Raw genomic sequence first — 16,378 nt, forward strand, 5'->3', positions numbered from 1 at the left:
TGCGCTGATCTTGCGTTTGACCGTGGGAATGGATGCGACATTGGATCATGTGCGCATCGAGATCCTATTACCCGCAGATGCCAGTACCCACGCTTGGGTTACCGCAGATTGAAAAGGCGAGCCGGTCGCCCAAAGCCGAATTTCGGTTTCAGGGTCGTCGGCTCGCCTCAGTCAAGAAACGTTACATTTCGTGGTCAAGGAAGCTTAGCGGTCAAGCGCCCCCACGCCCGAGAACCGGAAGGCTTCTTGTTCAAGGGCATCGATTTCCTCCACCGTCATTTCGTCATGCGCGATGGTGATCCGACCCAGGAACACGAACGGCAGTTCCGAGGCGCGGTCTTCAAGATGATACTTGATCGCTTCGGCCGTTGCGGCACCTACATCGTCGCCCATCCGCATCGGGGTTGCGTCCAGCTCGCCGCGGCGGATTGCATCCAGCTCCAGGCCGGTGCCACCCCATCCGGTTGAAAAGACATCCTTTTCAGCGCCAACCGCGATCTGTGCCTCGACCGATCCCATGGCCATGGCGGTGTTCGCATTGTGGATGATCTTGGCTTCGGGGTAGGCCTGCAGGATCAGGCTGGTACCTTCGAAACCACCTTCGCGCTGGTATTCGCCGTAGTGCTCATAGACCGCGTTCCAGTTGCCTTTCTCGGCCACGCAATCCTTGAAATCACCGGACCGCTGGTTGTCGGTGATCCCGGGAATGCCGCGGTTCATCGCATAGGTGACATCATTCCCCAAGCGTCCGAGCATATAGTCGCACATCTTGAGCGCACCGAAGGCCGAGGAGAAATCAAACCAGTTCGCCGGTTGGTTTTCCAGATAGGTCAGCGGCGTGTGGAACGCCCAGACAAAGGTGGTCAGATCCGGATTGCCCGAGAGCTTGTCGATGTTGTCGGCCTGTGTCGCCAATTCCGACGGACCGAAAATCACGAAATCATAGAGATCGGCATCCTGGTCTACCTGCGATGCGTAGGTGGATTGCAGCGAATGCTCAATCTGACGCGAGGCGAATTCAGTTGTTTCATAGGCAATGCCCAGTTGGTCCAGTCGTTTGACCAAGGCCAGATAGTTGCGCGCCCAGAAGTCCGAAGTGTCTGCCGAGGGATAGATCAGAGCGATCTGGATCGGGTTTTCCAGGCTGCCTTTGAAGGGCACGGCTTCGGCCCCGACGACGGCTTGCAGCGCTTCCAAAGTGCCCTCGGCGTTGACCTGTTCAGGCACCCAATAGTCGCGTTCGCCATCGTTAGGCAGGGTTTTGAGCGGCAAGTGCCCATCGGCAAATGCCATGCTGCCTGCCAGCATTGCCGCGACACAGGTCGCTTTGCGTAGATACGTTTTCATCATGATACCTCCCATGGTGATGAAAAGGGGGTTGCCCCCGGTCGATTGTTTTAGGTGGTTGCCGGGCCGCCGAGGGCCGCACCAAGTGCGAGGAGCACGAGGATTGCGACGGCCAGGCCAATGGCCAGAAGGCCGATTTTCCGGTTGTCAGGATTGGCGATAACTGCCGCCATGCCACCGCTGCCGTCGCGGTCTTTCTTTTGCAGCCAGGTGTAGATCGCGACCGACAGGATGATGACGACGCCGGAGGCCACCGACTGCCAGAAGAATTCGATCCGCAGTGTCACCAGCGCGTTGATCATCATCGACAGCAGCAGCACCCCGGCCAGAGACCCGATCATCGAAGCACGTCCACCAAAGAGAGACGTTCCCCCCACAACCACCGCCGCGATGACGTGCAGATTGAAATAGGGGGCCGAGGTTGCCTGCACCGCGTTCAGCTTGCCGGTGAGCATCAGGCCTGCCAGTGCGGCCATCGTGCCCATCAGAACATAGGCATAGACGCGGTGCCGGTCGACGCTGATCCCGGTCATCTCCGAGGCTTCGGGGTTCGATCCGATGGCGATGGTGTAGCGGCCAAAATGTGTGGCGCGCAGCAGAATGTAGCCTGCAATCAGCGTCAGCAAGCCAATGACGACCGGTGTTGGCAGAAATTGCAGGGTCTGCCCGCGCCCTATCTCGGTGATCAGATCGGGAAACCGGGCCAGCACGAGGCCTTTGGCCAGCACCAGCGCAAAGCCTCGATACACCAGATCCATGGCCAGCGTGCCGATCAGATCCGGCACCCGAAAGACCGTGATCACCAGACCGTTGATCAGCCCCATGCCCGCGCCAAGCGCCAGACAGATGATCACCGCGACCCACGCGGGGAAATCGTATTGCTTGATCAGGAAGGCCATCATGATGGCAGAGAGGGCGGCAACGGACCCAATCGACAGATCAATCCCGCGTTGGGTGATGACAAAGGTCATCGCCATGGCCATGGGCATGTAGAGGGCCGCATCCAACAGGATCTGGTTGATGTTGGACATCCGGAAATACCGGGCGGGTTCAACTGCGCCCATGAAGAGCGCGATCATGGCAATCATAGCCATGGGCCCCAGGATGCCCATGTAGGGTTCGATCCGCGCGGCGAGGCTTGTGGGTGTGGCTGCGGCGCTCATGCTGCGGCACCTCCTTGTGTAAGATTTGCGCCCGTGATGAGCCCCAGGACTTCCTGGCTGGTGGTTTCAGCGGTGCGCACAACGCCCGCACATTCGCCGCGGCGCATCACGTGGATGCGGTCTGAAATCTCAAAGACATCATCCAGCGCGTGACTGATCACGATGACGGCCAGGCCCTGGTCCTTGAGGACTTCGATCAGTTTCAGCGTCCGCGCGGTTTCCTGCGGACCAAGGGCGGCGGTGGGTTCGTCCATCACCAGTACCCGCAAATCGTCGTGGCGTACCGCGCGCGCAATCGCAACGGCCTGCCGCTGTCCCCCCGACAGGCTTTCCGTCATCACATCCATGCTCTTGAGCTGCACGCCCAATCTGTCTTTCAGAACGGCGGTGGCCTGTTCGGTCATTTCGCGATTGTCGAGGATCGGGATGCCCATCACCCGCTTGGTCAGCTCAGAGCCGAGAAAGAGATTTTGCGCAGGTGTGAGATGATCGGCAATCGCAAGGTTCTGATAAACCGCATCGATGCCATTGGTGATCGCATCCGCATGGCTCGACATGACCAGGGGCGCGCCGTCGAATGTCATATGCCCTTCGGTCGGCTGATACACACCGGTCAGCACCTTGATCAACGTTGATTTACCCGCGCCATTGTCCCCAACGATTGCAAGCACCTCCCCGGCATAGGCCGTCAGATCGACATTGCGCAGGGCGGTGACGCCACCGAAACGCTTCGTAATGCCGTGCATTTCGATGATAGGGGTGGGGTCGGACATCGCGCTGCTCCTTCAGGGTCTCATTCATGCGTTTTGCGGTGAAGATGAAAAACATGAGACCCGTAAGTGGTCACACCGATGCTGCCCGTAGACAGTCATCTTTTTGTCTTGCCTCCCCCGCGCGACAGGCAGCCAAATCTAGGTTACCGGTAACGTAGCTCTAGCATTTGTGGAATTGCGCCACCTGTCAAGTCAATTGTAACGGTGATCAGATTGGGTCAGGTAACGTGGGCAGTCAGAGAGAGATATATTTTCCTAGAGCTTTGAAAAATTTGAGAAATGATGACACGCAGTGAAGGTTGAGATGGGCGTGAGACAACATGCTGGAAGCATTTCTCTGAGCGACCCATGGAAGGGAAAACGGGCGATCTCAACGCCGGTCCGACTCGTTGACTCGCTCGGCCTTTGCGCAAGCCAACCGATTGCCGTGACCTGTCCAATGCCTCAATCGAGCGCCACGCGCGCGGCGGCCATCATGCAAAACGCCCTAGCGGGATTTCCGAAGCAGAAGGTTGATCGCGTTCAGCAAATCCTTGGTATCCGTTGGCTTGCCCAAAGTGATGTCAGCGCCAAGGTCGCGCGAAATATTCAGCAGATCGGCCATTCCCTGGTTATGAATGGCGCCCGAAATGGCGATGATCGGCATCTCTTTCATCCAGGGTTCGAGGTTCCAGCTGAGCGCGCCCCGCAGTCTGGAGATCAGGGAAATACCACCATCGGGGACTGACTTATTGTCTTTCAGCACGATGATGTCAGTGATCAAAAGGTCGAACTTCGCCGCAGAAATATGTGCAAAAGCATCGGTGGCCGAGGTGCATGTCGTGATCTCATGCCCCTCCGCGGTCAGAACTTCGCTCAGCACGGTCGCGAGGCTCTCGTCATCTTCCATCAATAGTATCTTGGCCACCGGCTACTCCGTATGTTCGTTTGGTTCGAGTGGATGGTCCGGATCCCACAGAGCCATCATTGGGGGCAGTAAGTTTCGTTTTCGACAAGCATCCCTACCAGCGCTCACTTTTCATCTACCTTCGATGTCACGGCGAGCGCCTCTGCCAGGATTTCAGCCAATTCCACAGGCGGGCAGGGCTTTTGCACCATCGGTGCCACGACCTTTCCCATTTCAGAAGAGGTAAACCCGGTGTAGCCCGACATGTAAACAACCGGCAGGCCCGGGCGCAGTTTCCGGACACGGCTGGCCAATTCAAAACCGCCAATGCCGCCGGGCATGACAATGTCCGTCAGCAGCAGATCAACCTGCGTGCCGTCTTCAATGATTTGCAACGCTTCCGGTCCTGATCGCGCGGGGATGAAACTGAACCCCAGTTCGGCGATCAGATCTTCCATCACCACCAACAGGCTCTCTTCATCCTCGGCAACAAGAATTTGCTGACCGTTGCCGCGCCGAATGGGCAGGCGCGTGATCGGGGCTTCGCGTTCGTTTTCGGTTGTTCCGCGGGGCAGGATCATGCGGATCGTGCTGCCGTATCCCAGTTCGGAGTAGATGCGCAATTCGCCGTCGGAATGCTGAATGAAGCCATAGACCATCGACAGGCCCAGACCTGTGCCGGAGTTGGTGTCCTTGGTGGTGAAAAACGGATCGATGGCGCGCCGCTTCACTTCATCGGTCATGCCGGGTCCGTCATCCGTGACCGATATTTCCACATACCGATACGCCCGGGCATCATGGCGTGCGACATCTTCGGCGTGCTCCTCCATCATGCCCTGTGTGATATAGGCATGCAGGTCTTCGCGCCGCAGCGCCAGGTCCACATCCACTTCATCCAGCGCGCGTGCCTTGATGATGATCTTGCGTCCCTTGCCAGTGCGCATGATGGCGTCCCGGCTGTTCAGGACCAGGTTCAGCAATGCATTGTCCAACTGACCGTGGTCGCAATAGACAAGCAGCTCCGGATCCGGCGGGACCAAGACAATGTCAACATTCGCCTCGATGGCGGGCCGGGCGAGTGCTTCGAATTCTCTGAAACTATCCGCCAGCGCGCGCGATTTTGCGAGGCCGGGTTGGCGCTTGGCAAAAGCCAGCAGACGACCGGTCAATTCGCGCCCGCGCTCAACAGCGCCAAGCGCTGTCTTCAGCACCCGGTCTGAGCGGTCGGAGATGTTATCTGCCCGTGTGAGCTGCATGGCATAAAGGATCGTTGCGAGCAGGTTGTTGAAGTCATGGGCAATGCCGCCGGTCAGTTGGCCAAGGGCGTCAAGCCTGCCCTTGCGTTCGATCTGCTGCCGATTTTTTTCAAGCAGCGACACATCGTCTAGCACGATGACACACCGCAAATTACTGGCTTCATCTTCCACCAGCGCGCTGGAGACGCGCACATAGCGGTTCTCGTGGTGCCCGTCCCGTGTCATCAAATGCGTCTCACCGGTGAGCACCTGACCCGCCAGCGCACGATTGATCGGGTCCGACGAGGCATCAAGCGGGCGCATGTCCACGATGTCCAGGAACTTGATCCTTTCTGGCCACTGGAAGGGCGTTTGCTGTGATTTTCCGCCCAGCATGTGCCGTGCGGCGGGGTTGATCACATCGACAACGCCATGCTGGTCGAGACCGATAATGCCGTTCATCGTCGTGTCGAGCACAACGCGTAATTGTTCGGACGCCGCGCCAAGGTCGCTGTTCACGTCGGAGAACCGGGTGCGCGTGGTGTTGACCGCAGCCAGGATCGCATCGAGGTCATCCACAACCGACGTATCAGGACGGTCCAGCGCAAGCGGCGGGCCATCCGTCAGCCAATTCGGTTCTGAGACGTAGGCGGCGATCCGACGCAAATGCCGACTGACCAGCCGGGAAAAAATCACAAAGATGGCGATGGAAGCGAACCCGGCCTTGGCAACATTTGACAAGAAGACCACCAGCACCTGCGCATAGAGATCTGACCAGATGCGTGCGCGGCTGAGGCCCAGCTCAAGCGTACCAAGCGGGGTAACCCCACGCGCCTGATCGCGGTATACAAGTTCGATCTTGTCAAGCTGGAGGATTTCGTCGGGATCACTCGGCACACGCTCCCAGAGTCTGCCTTCGTCCGTAGACAGTTTTATCGACGCGATGTCAGGGTTCGAGAAGATGCCGTCCAATATCTGATCGACCTGCTGGACGTCATAAGACCAGAGCGCCAGGCTGAGGCTTTGCCCAAACCCGTTTTGGATCTGCGGGGTGACCTCGCGCAGGGTGGCATCCTGTCGGTGGAATGTCAGATATAGCTGAACCGAGGTGGCAATGACCGACAGCAGCGCACTAGTCAGCAGCACAAGAAGTAGCAGCTTGAACGCAAGGCGGTTGTTTGATCGCTCGGGCATCTAGGCTAGTTCAGATTATGTTTGATGAGCAGCGTGGCCAGCGACCCATCTGCCTGCATTTCAGCAAGCGCGGCGTTGAAGTCAGACACGATGGTTTCATGGTCGGGCCTGAGTTTCGAGACCGCCATATGGATTTCCTGATCAGCCAATGCTGGGTCCATGAATTCGATTTGTTCCAAAAGCGCCGGGTCCGCACCGAGAATGGAGTGCCGTATCACATGCGTGCTGTCCAGCGTCAGATCAACGCGACCGGCCGCGACCATCTGAATGCCCTGAAGGGTGGTTGTGACCTCGAATTTGTTGAGGTGATCCGCGCCGTCAAATTCGGGCTCATAGAGAAAGCCCGTCCCCACTGCGATTGTGTAGGGCTGCAGCGAATTCAACCCACGATACATGATATCCGATCCGTTCTTTCGAACGAATTTCACCTGCGTCTTGAAAAACGCGTCGGAATAGCTGAGCGACACCTGCATTTCCGGGTCAAGAAACAGGCTGGTCACAACATCATAGTCGCCAGCTTTGGCGCCGCTGACCACACGCGACCAGGGCAGGATCGCCGTTTCCACGATATATCCGGCACGTGTCAAAACCGCACGTGTCACGTCTATCGAGATGCCCTGGCCCGGTAATGTCCCTCCGGAGAAAGGTGGCCATTCATCGGCCACCACGATCAGTTTTTCATCCGCAAAGGCAGGGCTTTTCGGGAGAAAAAGAGCAATTGTCAGAACAAAAAACCATTTTTTCAACAATGACATGGGAGGATCACCTATGCGCCTGTGCAAATCTGTCGGCGATTGTATGAATAAATAGCCTGAGATTACAAGCTAGGGTAGCAAGACGAATGATCTAGTCGCCACGAACTTTTATTGCACAGAGGCGCCTTTCTCGTCCAATAAGCGTCCTCTTGAGACAGCGGATCAGAGCAACTTTCCCGCATCCGCCCCGTCGCTGTCCGCTCTTATAGGGAAGGAAGCAAATCCGCTGCGCAGCCATTTCGAATTCCCGTCCACCCATCTAGGCAGGGGCAATAAAATCGGATGCACAGGAAACCGAACATGCAGACAAACCGAGGCCAGAAACGAAGCAAGCCAAGGGGGCGTGGAGCCCAAACGATGGGTAAATCCAGTCGATGCATTTACAGGTATGGCGACCTGATCAGATCCATGGTTGCGGCGCTGTTGATGGTCTTGATTTCCAGCGCGGCACCTGCTGGTGAGGTGTTTTCCACCTTTCCAAAGACCCCTGACACGGATCAGCGATACATCATTTACGTCCACGGACGCATCATCGAAACCGAAGGGGTCGACCCTGTATCGCCGCGGTTTGGACTGTATGCATACGGCGATATTGTTGCAGCTCTCGCCCGAACCGAGGCGCATGTCATTGCCCATTTGCGCGTAGGCGATACCGATCCGTTCCACTACTCCGATTTCCTGACCCAAGAGATCAACGCAATGATATCGCACGGCGTGCCAGCGCAAAACATCACCTTGGTTGGCTTCAGCAAAGGCGGATACATCACCTTGCTCACGGCGAAGCGGTTGCAAATCCCATCTTTGCGATACGTGGTGATGGCCGGATGCACATCAGGTGTTGTGGATGGCCGTGATCGGCGGGCGGACGGCTTGCAGGGGTCAATCCTGTCAATGGTCGATGTGGCCGACGACCTGGGCTTTTCCTGCGCCCCGCTCTTTGCACGCAACCCGCAGCTTTCGCAGGCCGACGACATGACATTCCACGCAGGAACGGCGCATGGCTTTTTCTATCGCGCCGATCCAGCCTGGATTAATGAGGTCCTGTCCTGGTCAGAAGCTGGCGCAACGTAAATCGGCGGGTGCCGCGCCGGCGAAACCAATGACATCAAAGCCCGAAAGGTTGTCTCGAAAATGCTCTATTGCACAGAAATGGGCTCCCAGCAGGGCGATCCGATCTTGTTTCTGCACGCAGGCAGCTTTTCGGGAACGATGTGGCAGCAGATTGCAGGCGGTCTGCCGGAGATGCGCTGTCTGCTTCCCGATCTCCCCGGTCACGGATACTCCCGCAACATCGAACTCCAGACCCTTGCGCACGCCGCAGATACCGTTGCGGCACTGCTTTTTGAGAAACCACGGCACCGCCCGGTGCATCTCGTTGGGCTCTCTTTCGGGGGCTATGTCGGATTGATCTTGATGGCGCGGCATCCTCAGCTGATATCGCGGGCGATGCTTAGTGGCATTCACCTGGGCGCCATCCCGAACCCGCGGATGATGCAGCTCTTTGCGGGGGCCATTTCGCCGCTTATCCGGTTGAAATGGTTTCGTAAAAGGATGGCAGCGTCGCTGGGCGTCACAACGCCGGAGATCTACGACCGGGCCGATGGTGCGGCCAATCTATCCCCGCGCACCCTCAGGAGGCTTCTACACCTCGTTTCGGTATTTGACGTGCAGGACCTGCTTGCTGAGATCAACGTGCCGACGCTCATGATCGCCGGAAAAAAAGAGCATCCCACCATTCTGCAATCGCTTTCCGACTTTCAGCAGCTGATGCCCCAATGCACCGCAAGAACCGTTCCCGAACTGGGGCACGCGTGGTGCAATCAAGACCCAAGGCTATTCACGGAAACGGTGCGTGCCTGGGTCAATCAGAGCCCGCTTCCAAGCCAATTGACTGCTGTGGCGCGTTGAAGTTTGTGCGAAGGAGAGCCGAGCCTTCCGTGCGCTTCGGATCGTTCCCGCTCCATCATCGGCGTCGTGAAAAACGTCACAGGGCAAATAGGGAGCTTGGCAGTCAGACCCGCTGCGGCGCATTTAGATGTGGGGGTAGCAAAGGGCTCGTGTATCCACTCTTGGGCCGGTATCAATCCTGCTGATCTGGTCTAGAACGGTGCGATAGGACGCCGCAGCCAGACGGATCAGCGCGCCGTCAGCGGCGGAGGGTCGTCCAGCGCCTTCAGGGCTTGTGATCATGTTCAAAACAGGTGCGGAGGTCTTCGACCGCGTCTCTTTTTCGGTGCGTTCGGCATGGTTGTCTGGCGCTGATTGTGCCGATGCGGCTCGACGACATTGACCACTGTACTGGCCTGAACGACCGCTTGCCGTTTTCTGTTGCGCGAAGTTGCGATAGTCCGGTCTTGCCCGCTTCGACCGGGGGAGAGCGGTTTTTTTCAGATGTGCCGTCAAAGTGTCAGCGGCCGCATTGATACGCGCCAAGTGACGGGATGACCGGCTCGGATCACTGGAACGATCAGGGTGATGCCTAAGCGCCATGGCCCGACGGACCCGCCGCACATCTTCGAGCGTGGCATCGTCACCGAGGCCTAAAACACGTGCGGCATGTTCTGGTGTAGCTGCCATTTTCGCTCCAAAGTGTTGCGGAATTCGTTAAACTTTTTCTTTTATATTATGAAAAATTTGAAACGAATACTCGGATAAGTATTCGTGGTTAACTGTCGTACCGGCCATTAGCACATTGTTATTATTTGGTGGAGGGTGCGGCGTAGCAGACAGAATACACAGGCACGCAGGCGGTTGTAGCGACCGTTGCATTGAAGGTCGCCTGTCCCGTTTTTCGCCGAAAAGCGCAACGATTTCACAAGTCTGTACGGCGCGTGTATCAAATCTGTTACGTTCTGCACCTAGCAATACGCTGGGGGGCAGGCGCTGCCTTAGTCAAATTGTAAACACGTCGGATCCAGTGCTTTGTCTGCATTGGTGTTGGTGTCGGTTGCCCCCGTTGAACGATCCTTGCGGATAGAAAGAACCATTTTGGGGGCCACGATACATGACATTCACGCTACAAATTCTTCACGCATCCGACCTTGAGGGTGGACTGGACGCGATTGAAAACGCGCCAAATTTCGCAGCCGTCGTTGATGCGCTTGAACAGGATGCAGCAGATAACGGTACCGCATCTGTTCTCTTGTCCGCAGGCGACAACTATATTCCCGGCCCCTTCTTTAATGCAGGCGGTGATTTCGGGCTGAGCGCGACCTTTGAAGGATTTTATAACGCGTTGTTTGGACTAATTGATACTTCGGTTCTGGATCCGGCCGCGGACACTAACGGCGATGGGTTTTTCGACAATGCCGAAATTGAGGCAGAGATCACGGCTGGGTCGGTCACCTTCGATCAGGTCTACACCACGGATGTGAACGGGGATGGGTTTGCCGATTACTTCGAGGAAATCGATACCGCCTCCGGGCGTCTTGATATTGCGATCATGAACGCCCTTGATTTTGACGCTTCGGCAGTTGGCAACCATGAATTCGACGCTGGCACGGATGCCTTCGAGAACATCATCAACTACGATAGCGAAGAGGGCAACGCGCTTTCCTCCGGTCGCTACGGTACGGTGAACTTCTTGCAGGAAGTCGACACGCCCGGTGCGCAGTTTCCATACCTCAGCGCCAATTTGGACTTCTCACAAGACTTCGATGTGGGTGCGCTCTTTACCAACGAGATCCTGCCCAACACCGATTTTGCTTCCGATCTGCTGAGCGCGCGGGACAACCCCGCGGACCCTGCAGCGACGGCATCGGATTCCAATGACAGCAAGGTTGCGCAGGCCACGGTCCTTGAGGCCGGAGGTGAGCAAATCGGCGTGGTGGGCGCCACAACCCAGCTCCTGGCGTCGATTTCGTCGCCCGGCGACATTGATGACGTCTCCAACCCCGGCGCAAACGATATGGCGGCGCTGGCCGCTGTGCTGCAGCCGGTGATCGATGATCTGATCGACGGTGCGGACAACACGCTGGGAACAGCCGATGACCTGAACAAGGTCGTGCTGGTCAGCCACCTGCAGCAATTCGCCCTGGAGCAGGAGCTGGCGGGCCTGTTGCGCGACGTGGACGTCATTGTCGCAGGCGGCTCTGATACCATCAACGCAGATGCGCAGGATCGGCTGCGCCCCGGCGATACTGCCGATCAACCCTACCCGGTGATTGTGGACGATGCGGATGGCAATCCGACAGCGATTGTTTCGACGGATGGCGAATATTCCTACGTCGGGCGTCTGGTGGTCGAATTCGACGATAATGGTAATATCGTACCCACCTCGATTGACGAAGACGTCTCAGGCGCCTTTGCAACGGATGAGCAGGGGGTTCTGGACGTCACCGGGGCAGCAACCCTCGTGGAGGCCATCGCCGCCTCGCAGATGGCGACGGACGTCAAGAACCTGACCCAAGAGGTCACGGGCATTGTCACTGCGCTCGACGGAGATATCGCAGGGCAAAGCGACGTGTTCCTGAACGGTACCCGCGAAGCGGTTCGTACCGAAGAAACCAATTTCGGCAATCTGACGGCGGATGCGAACCTGGCGGCGGCCCAGGAGGTGGACCCCGAGGTGGTGGTGTCGATCAAGAACGGTGGCGGTATCCGTGCCTCGATCGGCGAGTTGGTTGATAATGGCGATGGTACCTCCTCGCGCCTGCCCACGGCGGCAAACCCGCTGTCGGGCAAGGATGCGGGCGAGATTTCGGAGCTGGACATCGATAATGCGCTGCGTTTCGACAATGGCCTGTCCATTGTCGAACTGACGCCCGAGGAGTTGAAAATCATTCTGGAACATGGCGTGGCGGCCACCGAAGATGGCGCCACCCCGGGGCAGTTCCCCCAGGTCGGCGGTCTGCGGTTTTCGTTTGATCCCAGCGGTGAGGCGCAGGTTCTGGACGGCAGCGGCACTGTCACCACCGAGGGCGCACGCATCCAGAATGTTGTGCTGATTGATGAAAACGGCACCGCGATCCAGCAGATCATCACCGATGGCGAGGTTGCAGTGGGTGCGCCCGCGTCGATCAAGGTTGTGACACTGGATTTTCTGGCCGGTGGCGGCGACGGGTATCCGTTCAGCAATTTCTCCAGCGTGACCGACCTTGGTATTGGCGAACAGCAGGCACTATCTGACTTCCTGACCGACAACTTCCCGGAGGACGGGAGCACGTCGTTTGATCTGGCAGATACCGACGCGCAGAGCGATACCCGCATTCAAAACCTGTCTGTGCGGGATGACAGCGTCAACGTGCCGCTCGCCAGCGAGGAGCTGCGCTTTGAGATTGTCGCGGAATTCGAAGGCGAAGGGGGCGAAGGCGCCTCTGAAGTCGTCGTGCATGAGGATGGCAAGCTCTATGTCACTAACGGCGAGATGGACCGGATCGATGTCTTTGACATTGCCAGTGACGCACTTGCCATGTCCATCGACCTTTCCGGTCTCGATGGCTACGACGGTGTTCAATCCGTGGCGGTCAAGAACGGTGTCGTGGCCGCGGCAGTTGCACGCGACGTTGTCGAACAAATGGTTTTCGGCGAAACCGTGGACCTGTCGCAACCCGGCTTTGTCGCGCTCTTTGATGCGGAAACGGGTGAGCTCCTGTCGCGCGTCGATGTGGGCAACCTGCCGGATCAGCTCACCTTCAACGACGATGGCACGCAGCTTCTGGTCGCAGGCGAAGGCGAAAAGAACGACGACAGCGATCATGACGACAACCCATTGGGGACCGTTGCGATTATCGACACAACTGATCCCACCGCGCCGGTGGCAAACGTGCTGGATTTCACCGCGTTCAATGGCCTCGAAGATGTCGCGCGTGACGCTGGCATCCGCATTCAGGAAGGGGTGAGCCTCGCCGAGGACGTCGAGCCGGAATACATCGCGATCAGCCCCGATGGCAGCACCGCCTTTGTGTCCCTGCAAGAGAACAACGCCATTGCGAAGGTGGATCTGGAGACCGGTGAGATCTTTGACATCTTCTCGCTCGGCACAGTCGATTTCAGCAGCGAGAGCAAGCTCGATGCAGATGACAACGGCGTCATCGATATCCGCAATTTCGACAATCTGGTGGGCTTCCGTATGGCCGATGCGATTTCCAGCTTCGAGATTGACGGTCAGACCTATATTGCCACCGCGAATGAAGGTGACAGCCGCGATTTCGATGAGGACCGCGTCGAGGATCTGGCCGAAGACGGGCTGCTGGACGACAGCGTCGACACCACCGGGCTGGAGCGTCTTGAGGTCTCCACCATCGACGGGGATACAGATGGCGACGGCGACGTTGACGTGCTGCATACCTTCTCCTCGCGGTCGTTTTCGATCTTTGATGAGGATGGCAATCTGGTCTTCGATTCCGGCCCCGAATTCGAACAGATCATCGCCAATCTTGCCCCTGAGCGGTTCAACGACGATGACGGTGATACCGATGGGGACGAAGACCGGTCCGATGCCAAGGGCCCGGAGCCTGAGGCGATCATCATCGGTGAGGTCGATGGCGATACCTTCGCCTTCATCGGGTTGGAGCGGGACAGCGGCGTGATGATTTATGACATCAGCGATCCGGCCAATGCGAGCTTCGTCAACTATATCCCACCTGCCTTTGTCGACACGACGCCCGGCGGCGATGTGGCACGTCATGGCCCGGAAACCATCGCCTTTATCTCGGCTGAGGAAAGCACCACGGGCAATGCACAGATTGCCGTGGCCTATGAGATTTCGGGCACAACCATCGTCTACGATCTGACCGCTGCGGCACCCCGTCTGACCATCTCGGAAATCCAGGGGGCCGGGCATGTCTCCGCCTTTGAAGGGCAAGAGGTGCGCACCACCGGCATCGTCACGGCCATCGATGGCGCGGGTTTCTATCTTCAGGACCCGGAGGGTGACGGCGATGACGCCACCTCCGATGCGATCTTTGTCTTCACCGGGTTTGGCAACACGGATGTTGTCTCTGTCGGGGACGCCATCGATTTGCGCGGCACAGTCAGCGAATTCATCCCGGGCGGTGCCGGATCCGGCAACCTCTCGACCACGCAGATCAGCAATGCGCAGATCGAGGTCACCAGCAGCGGCAATGCCCTGCCAGCGGCCACTGTGCTGGGGGCTGCGGGCCGGACACCGCCGACCGATGTGGTGATTTCGGAGGGCGAATTGCCGGTGAACCTGCAGGACGAACCGGGCACCTTCAATCCGGAAACCGATGGGATCGATTTCTACGAGAGCCTCGAAGGGATGCTGGTCACCATCGACAATCCGACCGCTGTCGGCGCCACCAACCGTTTTGGCGAATCCTGGGTGGTCGCAGATGATGGTGCGGGTGTGACCTCGCCCACAGGCGGTCTCAACGACCGGGGCGGGCTGACCATCAACGCAAATGCTGAAGGGACCGGGGATCTCAACCCTGAAAAGATCCAGGTGCAATACGACCGCGATCTTCTGCCCGACGGGTTTGATCAGTTCGACGTCACGGTGGGCGATGCGCTGACCAATATCACCGGCGTCGTCGACTACGGCTTCGGTAACTTCGAAGTGCGCGTCACCGAAAGCTTCGAGGTGGAAACGCCCAGTGAGAACGACCGCGAGGTGACGGAATTGGAAGGCACGGATGATCGCCTGTCGGTGGCCACCTACAACGTGCTCAACATCACCTCGGCACCGGCGGATGGTGATGCAGCGCAAATCGCGGAGCTTGGCGAACATATCGCCACAAATCTGGGCGCGCCGGACATCCTCGCCTTGCAGGAAATCCAGGACAACAGCGGCGTGGCCGATGACGGCACGCTGGATGCGGATGAAACGCTGCAGGCGCTGGTGGATGCCATCGAAGCGGCGGGTGGTCCGCGTTATGAGTTCGTGAGCGCAATTGTGGATGAGGATGGCGAGAACGGCGGCGTGCCGGGCGGCAATATCCGCAACGCTTTCCTCTACAATGCGGAACGGGTTGACCTGAAGGAGGTCGAAACGCTCGAATCCGACAAGCTTGCTGAATACGGTGTGACAAACTCAGACGCCTTTGAGGGCACGCGTGATCCGCTGCTTGGGGTGTTTGAATTCAACGGCCACGATGTGACGCTGATCAACAACCACTTCAGCTCCCGGTTCGGGTCGACGCCGGTCTTTGGCGGACCGCAGCCCTTCGTTCAGGCGGGTGAAGCGGAACGCGAACAGCAGGCTTTGACGCTCAACGAAGTGGTGGACGCCATTCGTGCCGACGACCCACAGGCTAAAATCTCGGTGCTGGGGGACCTTAACACCTTTGAGTTCACGGATGAGTTGGCCGAAGATCTGCCAGGTATCGGCGAAGCCAAGGTTCTCACCAACCTGATCGAAAATCTGGAGGGCGACGCGGCCTATACCTTCAACTTCCAGGGCAACAGTCAGTCGCTGGATCATATCTTCGTCACCGACAACCTACTCGCGGATGCGGAAATCGACGTGGTCCATGTCAACACCGACTTCAGCGATTTTGCTTCTGATCACGAACCGATTGTGGCGACTTTCCTGCTGGAGGACGAGGGTGGCGAAACGCTTGTTGGCGACAACCGCAAGAACGTGCTGGAGGGCGGGAACGGCGATGATCTGATCCTCGGCCTCAGGGGTCATGACATGCTCTTTGGCAACAAGGGGGACGACGAGATTTTCGGTGGCCGTGGCCGCGACATGATCGATGGCGGTGAAGGTGACGATAACCTCTTTGGCGGGCGCGGTCGCGATTTCATCAACGGCGGTGACGGCAATGATGTCATCAGCGGCGGTAACGGCAGCGATACGATCATCGGTGGCGAAGGCGACGACACCATGAGCAGCGGTGCCGGTGCTGACGAGTTCATCTTCTCGGGGATGTTTGGCAATGATGTGATTGCTGATTTCAACAAGAACAGCGATTCGCTGGATTTTGTCGGCGTCGCCCAGGATGAGCTGGCGATTGAAGAGAACGATCTTGGCACAGTGATCACCGCATCAGGCGACGCGGAGGGTACCGTGACTTTGGTGGGCGTGTTCGATTACGACCACGAGTTCTCGTTCGTCTGAGGA

At 57.9% G+C, this 16,378-nt stretch carries 10 protein-coding genes; 3 read left to right on the forward strand and 7 right to left on the reverse strand.

Annotation, left to right across the window (positions count from 1 at the left end):
* Positions 1–204: 204 nt before the first annotated feature.
* The 6 genes from Q1A63_RS16705 to Q1A63_RS16730 all read right to left on the reverse strand — a co-directional run bounded on the left by Q1A63_RS16705 (position 205) and on the right by Q1A63_RS16730 (position 7,353).
* Complete coding sequence (locus tag Q1A63_RS16705) at positions 205–1,350, reverse strand: substrate-binding domain-containing protein (RefSeq protein WP_298972774.1); 1,146 nt, start codon at positions 1,348–1,350, stop codon at positions 205–207.
* Between the two features lie 47 nt (positions 1,351–1,397).
* Positions 1,398–2,510, reverse strand: a complete 1,113-nt coding sequence (locus Q1A63_RS16710) for an ABC transporter permease (RefSeq protein WP_298972775.1) — start codon at positions 2,508–2,510, stop codon at positions 1,398–1,400.
* A complete protein-coding gene (locus Q1A63_RS16715; RefSeq protein ID WP_298972777.1) occupies positions 2,507–3,283 on the reverse strand; it encodes an ATP-binding cassette domain-containing protein in 777 nt (258 codons plus the stop codon). Before Q1A63_RS16715 ends, Q1A63_RS16710 begins: the two co-directional genes overlap by 4 nt.
* A 487-nt stretch (positions 3,284–3,770) precedes the next feature.
* On the reverse strand, positions 3,771–4,190 hold the full coding sequence (locus Q1A63_RS16720; protein WP_298972779.1) for a response regulator: 420 nt from the start codon (positions 4,188–4,190) through the stop codon (positions 3,771–3,773).
* A 104-nt stretch (positions 4,191–4,294) separates the two neighbouring features.
* A complete protein-coding gene (locus Q1A63_RS16725; protein ID WP_298972780.1) occupies positions 4,295–6,598 on the reverse strand; it encodes an ATP-binding protein in 2,304 nt (767 codons plus the stop codon).
* A 5-nt stretch (positions 6,599–6,603) separates the two neighbouring features.
* Positions 6,604–7,353, reverse strand: coding sequence for a transporter substrate-binding domain-containing protein (locus Q1A63_RS16730; RefSeq protein WP_299632258.1), 750 nt, complete (start codon positions 7,351–7,353; stop codon positions 6,604–6,606).
* Between the two features lie 357 nt (positions 7,354–7,710).
* Here Q1A63_RS16730 and Q1A63_RS16735 point away from each other — a divergent pair, with 357 nt between their 5' ends.
* A complete protein-coding gene (locus Q1A63_RS16735) occupies positions 7,711–8,424 on the forward strand; it encodes a hypothetical protein (protein ID WP_298972783.1) in 714 nt (237 codons plus the stop codon).
* Between the two features lie 60 nt (positions 8,425–8,484).
* Positions 8,485–9,261: an alpha/beta hydrolase gene (locus Q1A63_RS16740; protein WP_299632259.1), complete on the forward strand. Its 777-nt coding sequence runs from the start codon at positions 8,485–8,487 to the stop codon at positions 9,259–9,261.
* 123 nt (positions 9,262–9,384) lie between these two features.
* Here Q1A63_RS16740 and Q1A63_RS16745 read toward each other — a convergent pair whose 3' ends face one another.
* The gene (locus Q1A63_RS16745) at positions 9,385–9,930 is read right to left on the reverse strand and encodes a DnaJ domain-containing protein (RefSeq protein ID WP_299632260.1); all 546 of its coding nucleotides are present in this window, start codon (positions 9,928–9,930) and stop codon (positions 9,385–9,387) included.
* 427 nt (positions 9,931–10,357) lie between these two features.
* Between Q1A63_RS16745 and Q1A63_RS16750 the strand changes: the two genes are divergently transcribed.
* Entirely contained in the window at positions 10,358–16,375 is a 6,018-nt protein-coding gene (locus tag Q1A63_RS16750; RefSeq protein WP_298972785.1) for a choice-of-anchor I family protein, read from the forward strand.
* The last annotated feature ends 3 nt before the right edge of the window (positions 16,376–16,378 follow it).

The organism is uncultured Roseobacter sp. (assembly GCF_947499265.1).
Taxonomy (GTDB): Bacteria; Pseudomonadota; Alphaproteobacteria; order Rhodobacterales; family Rhodobacteraceae; genus Roseobacter.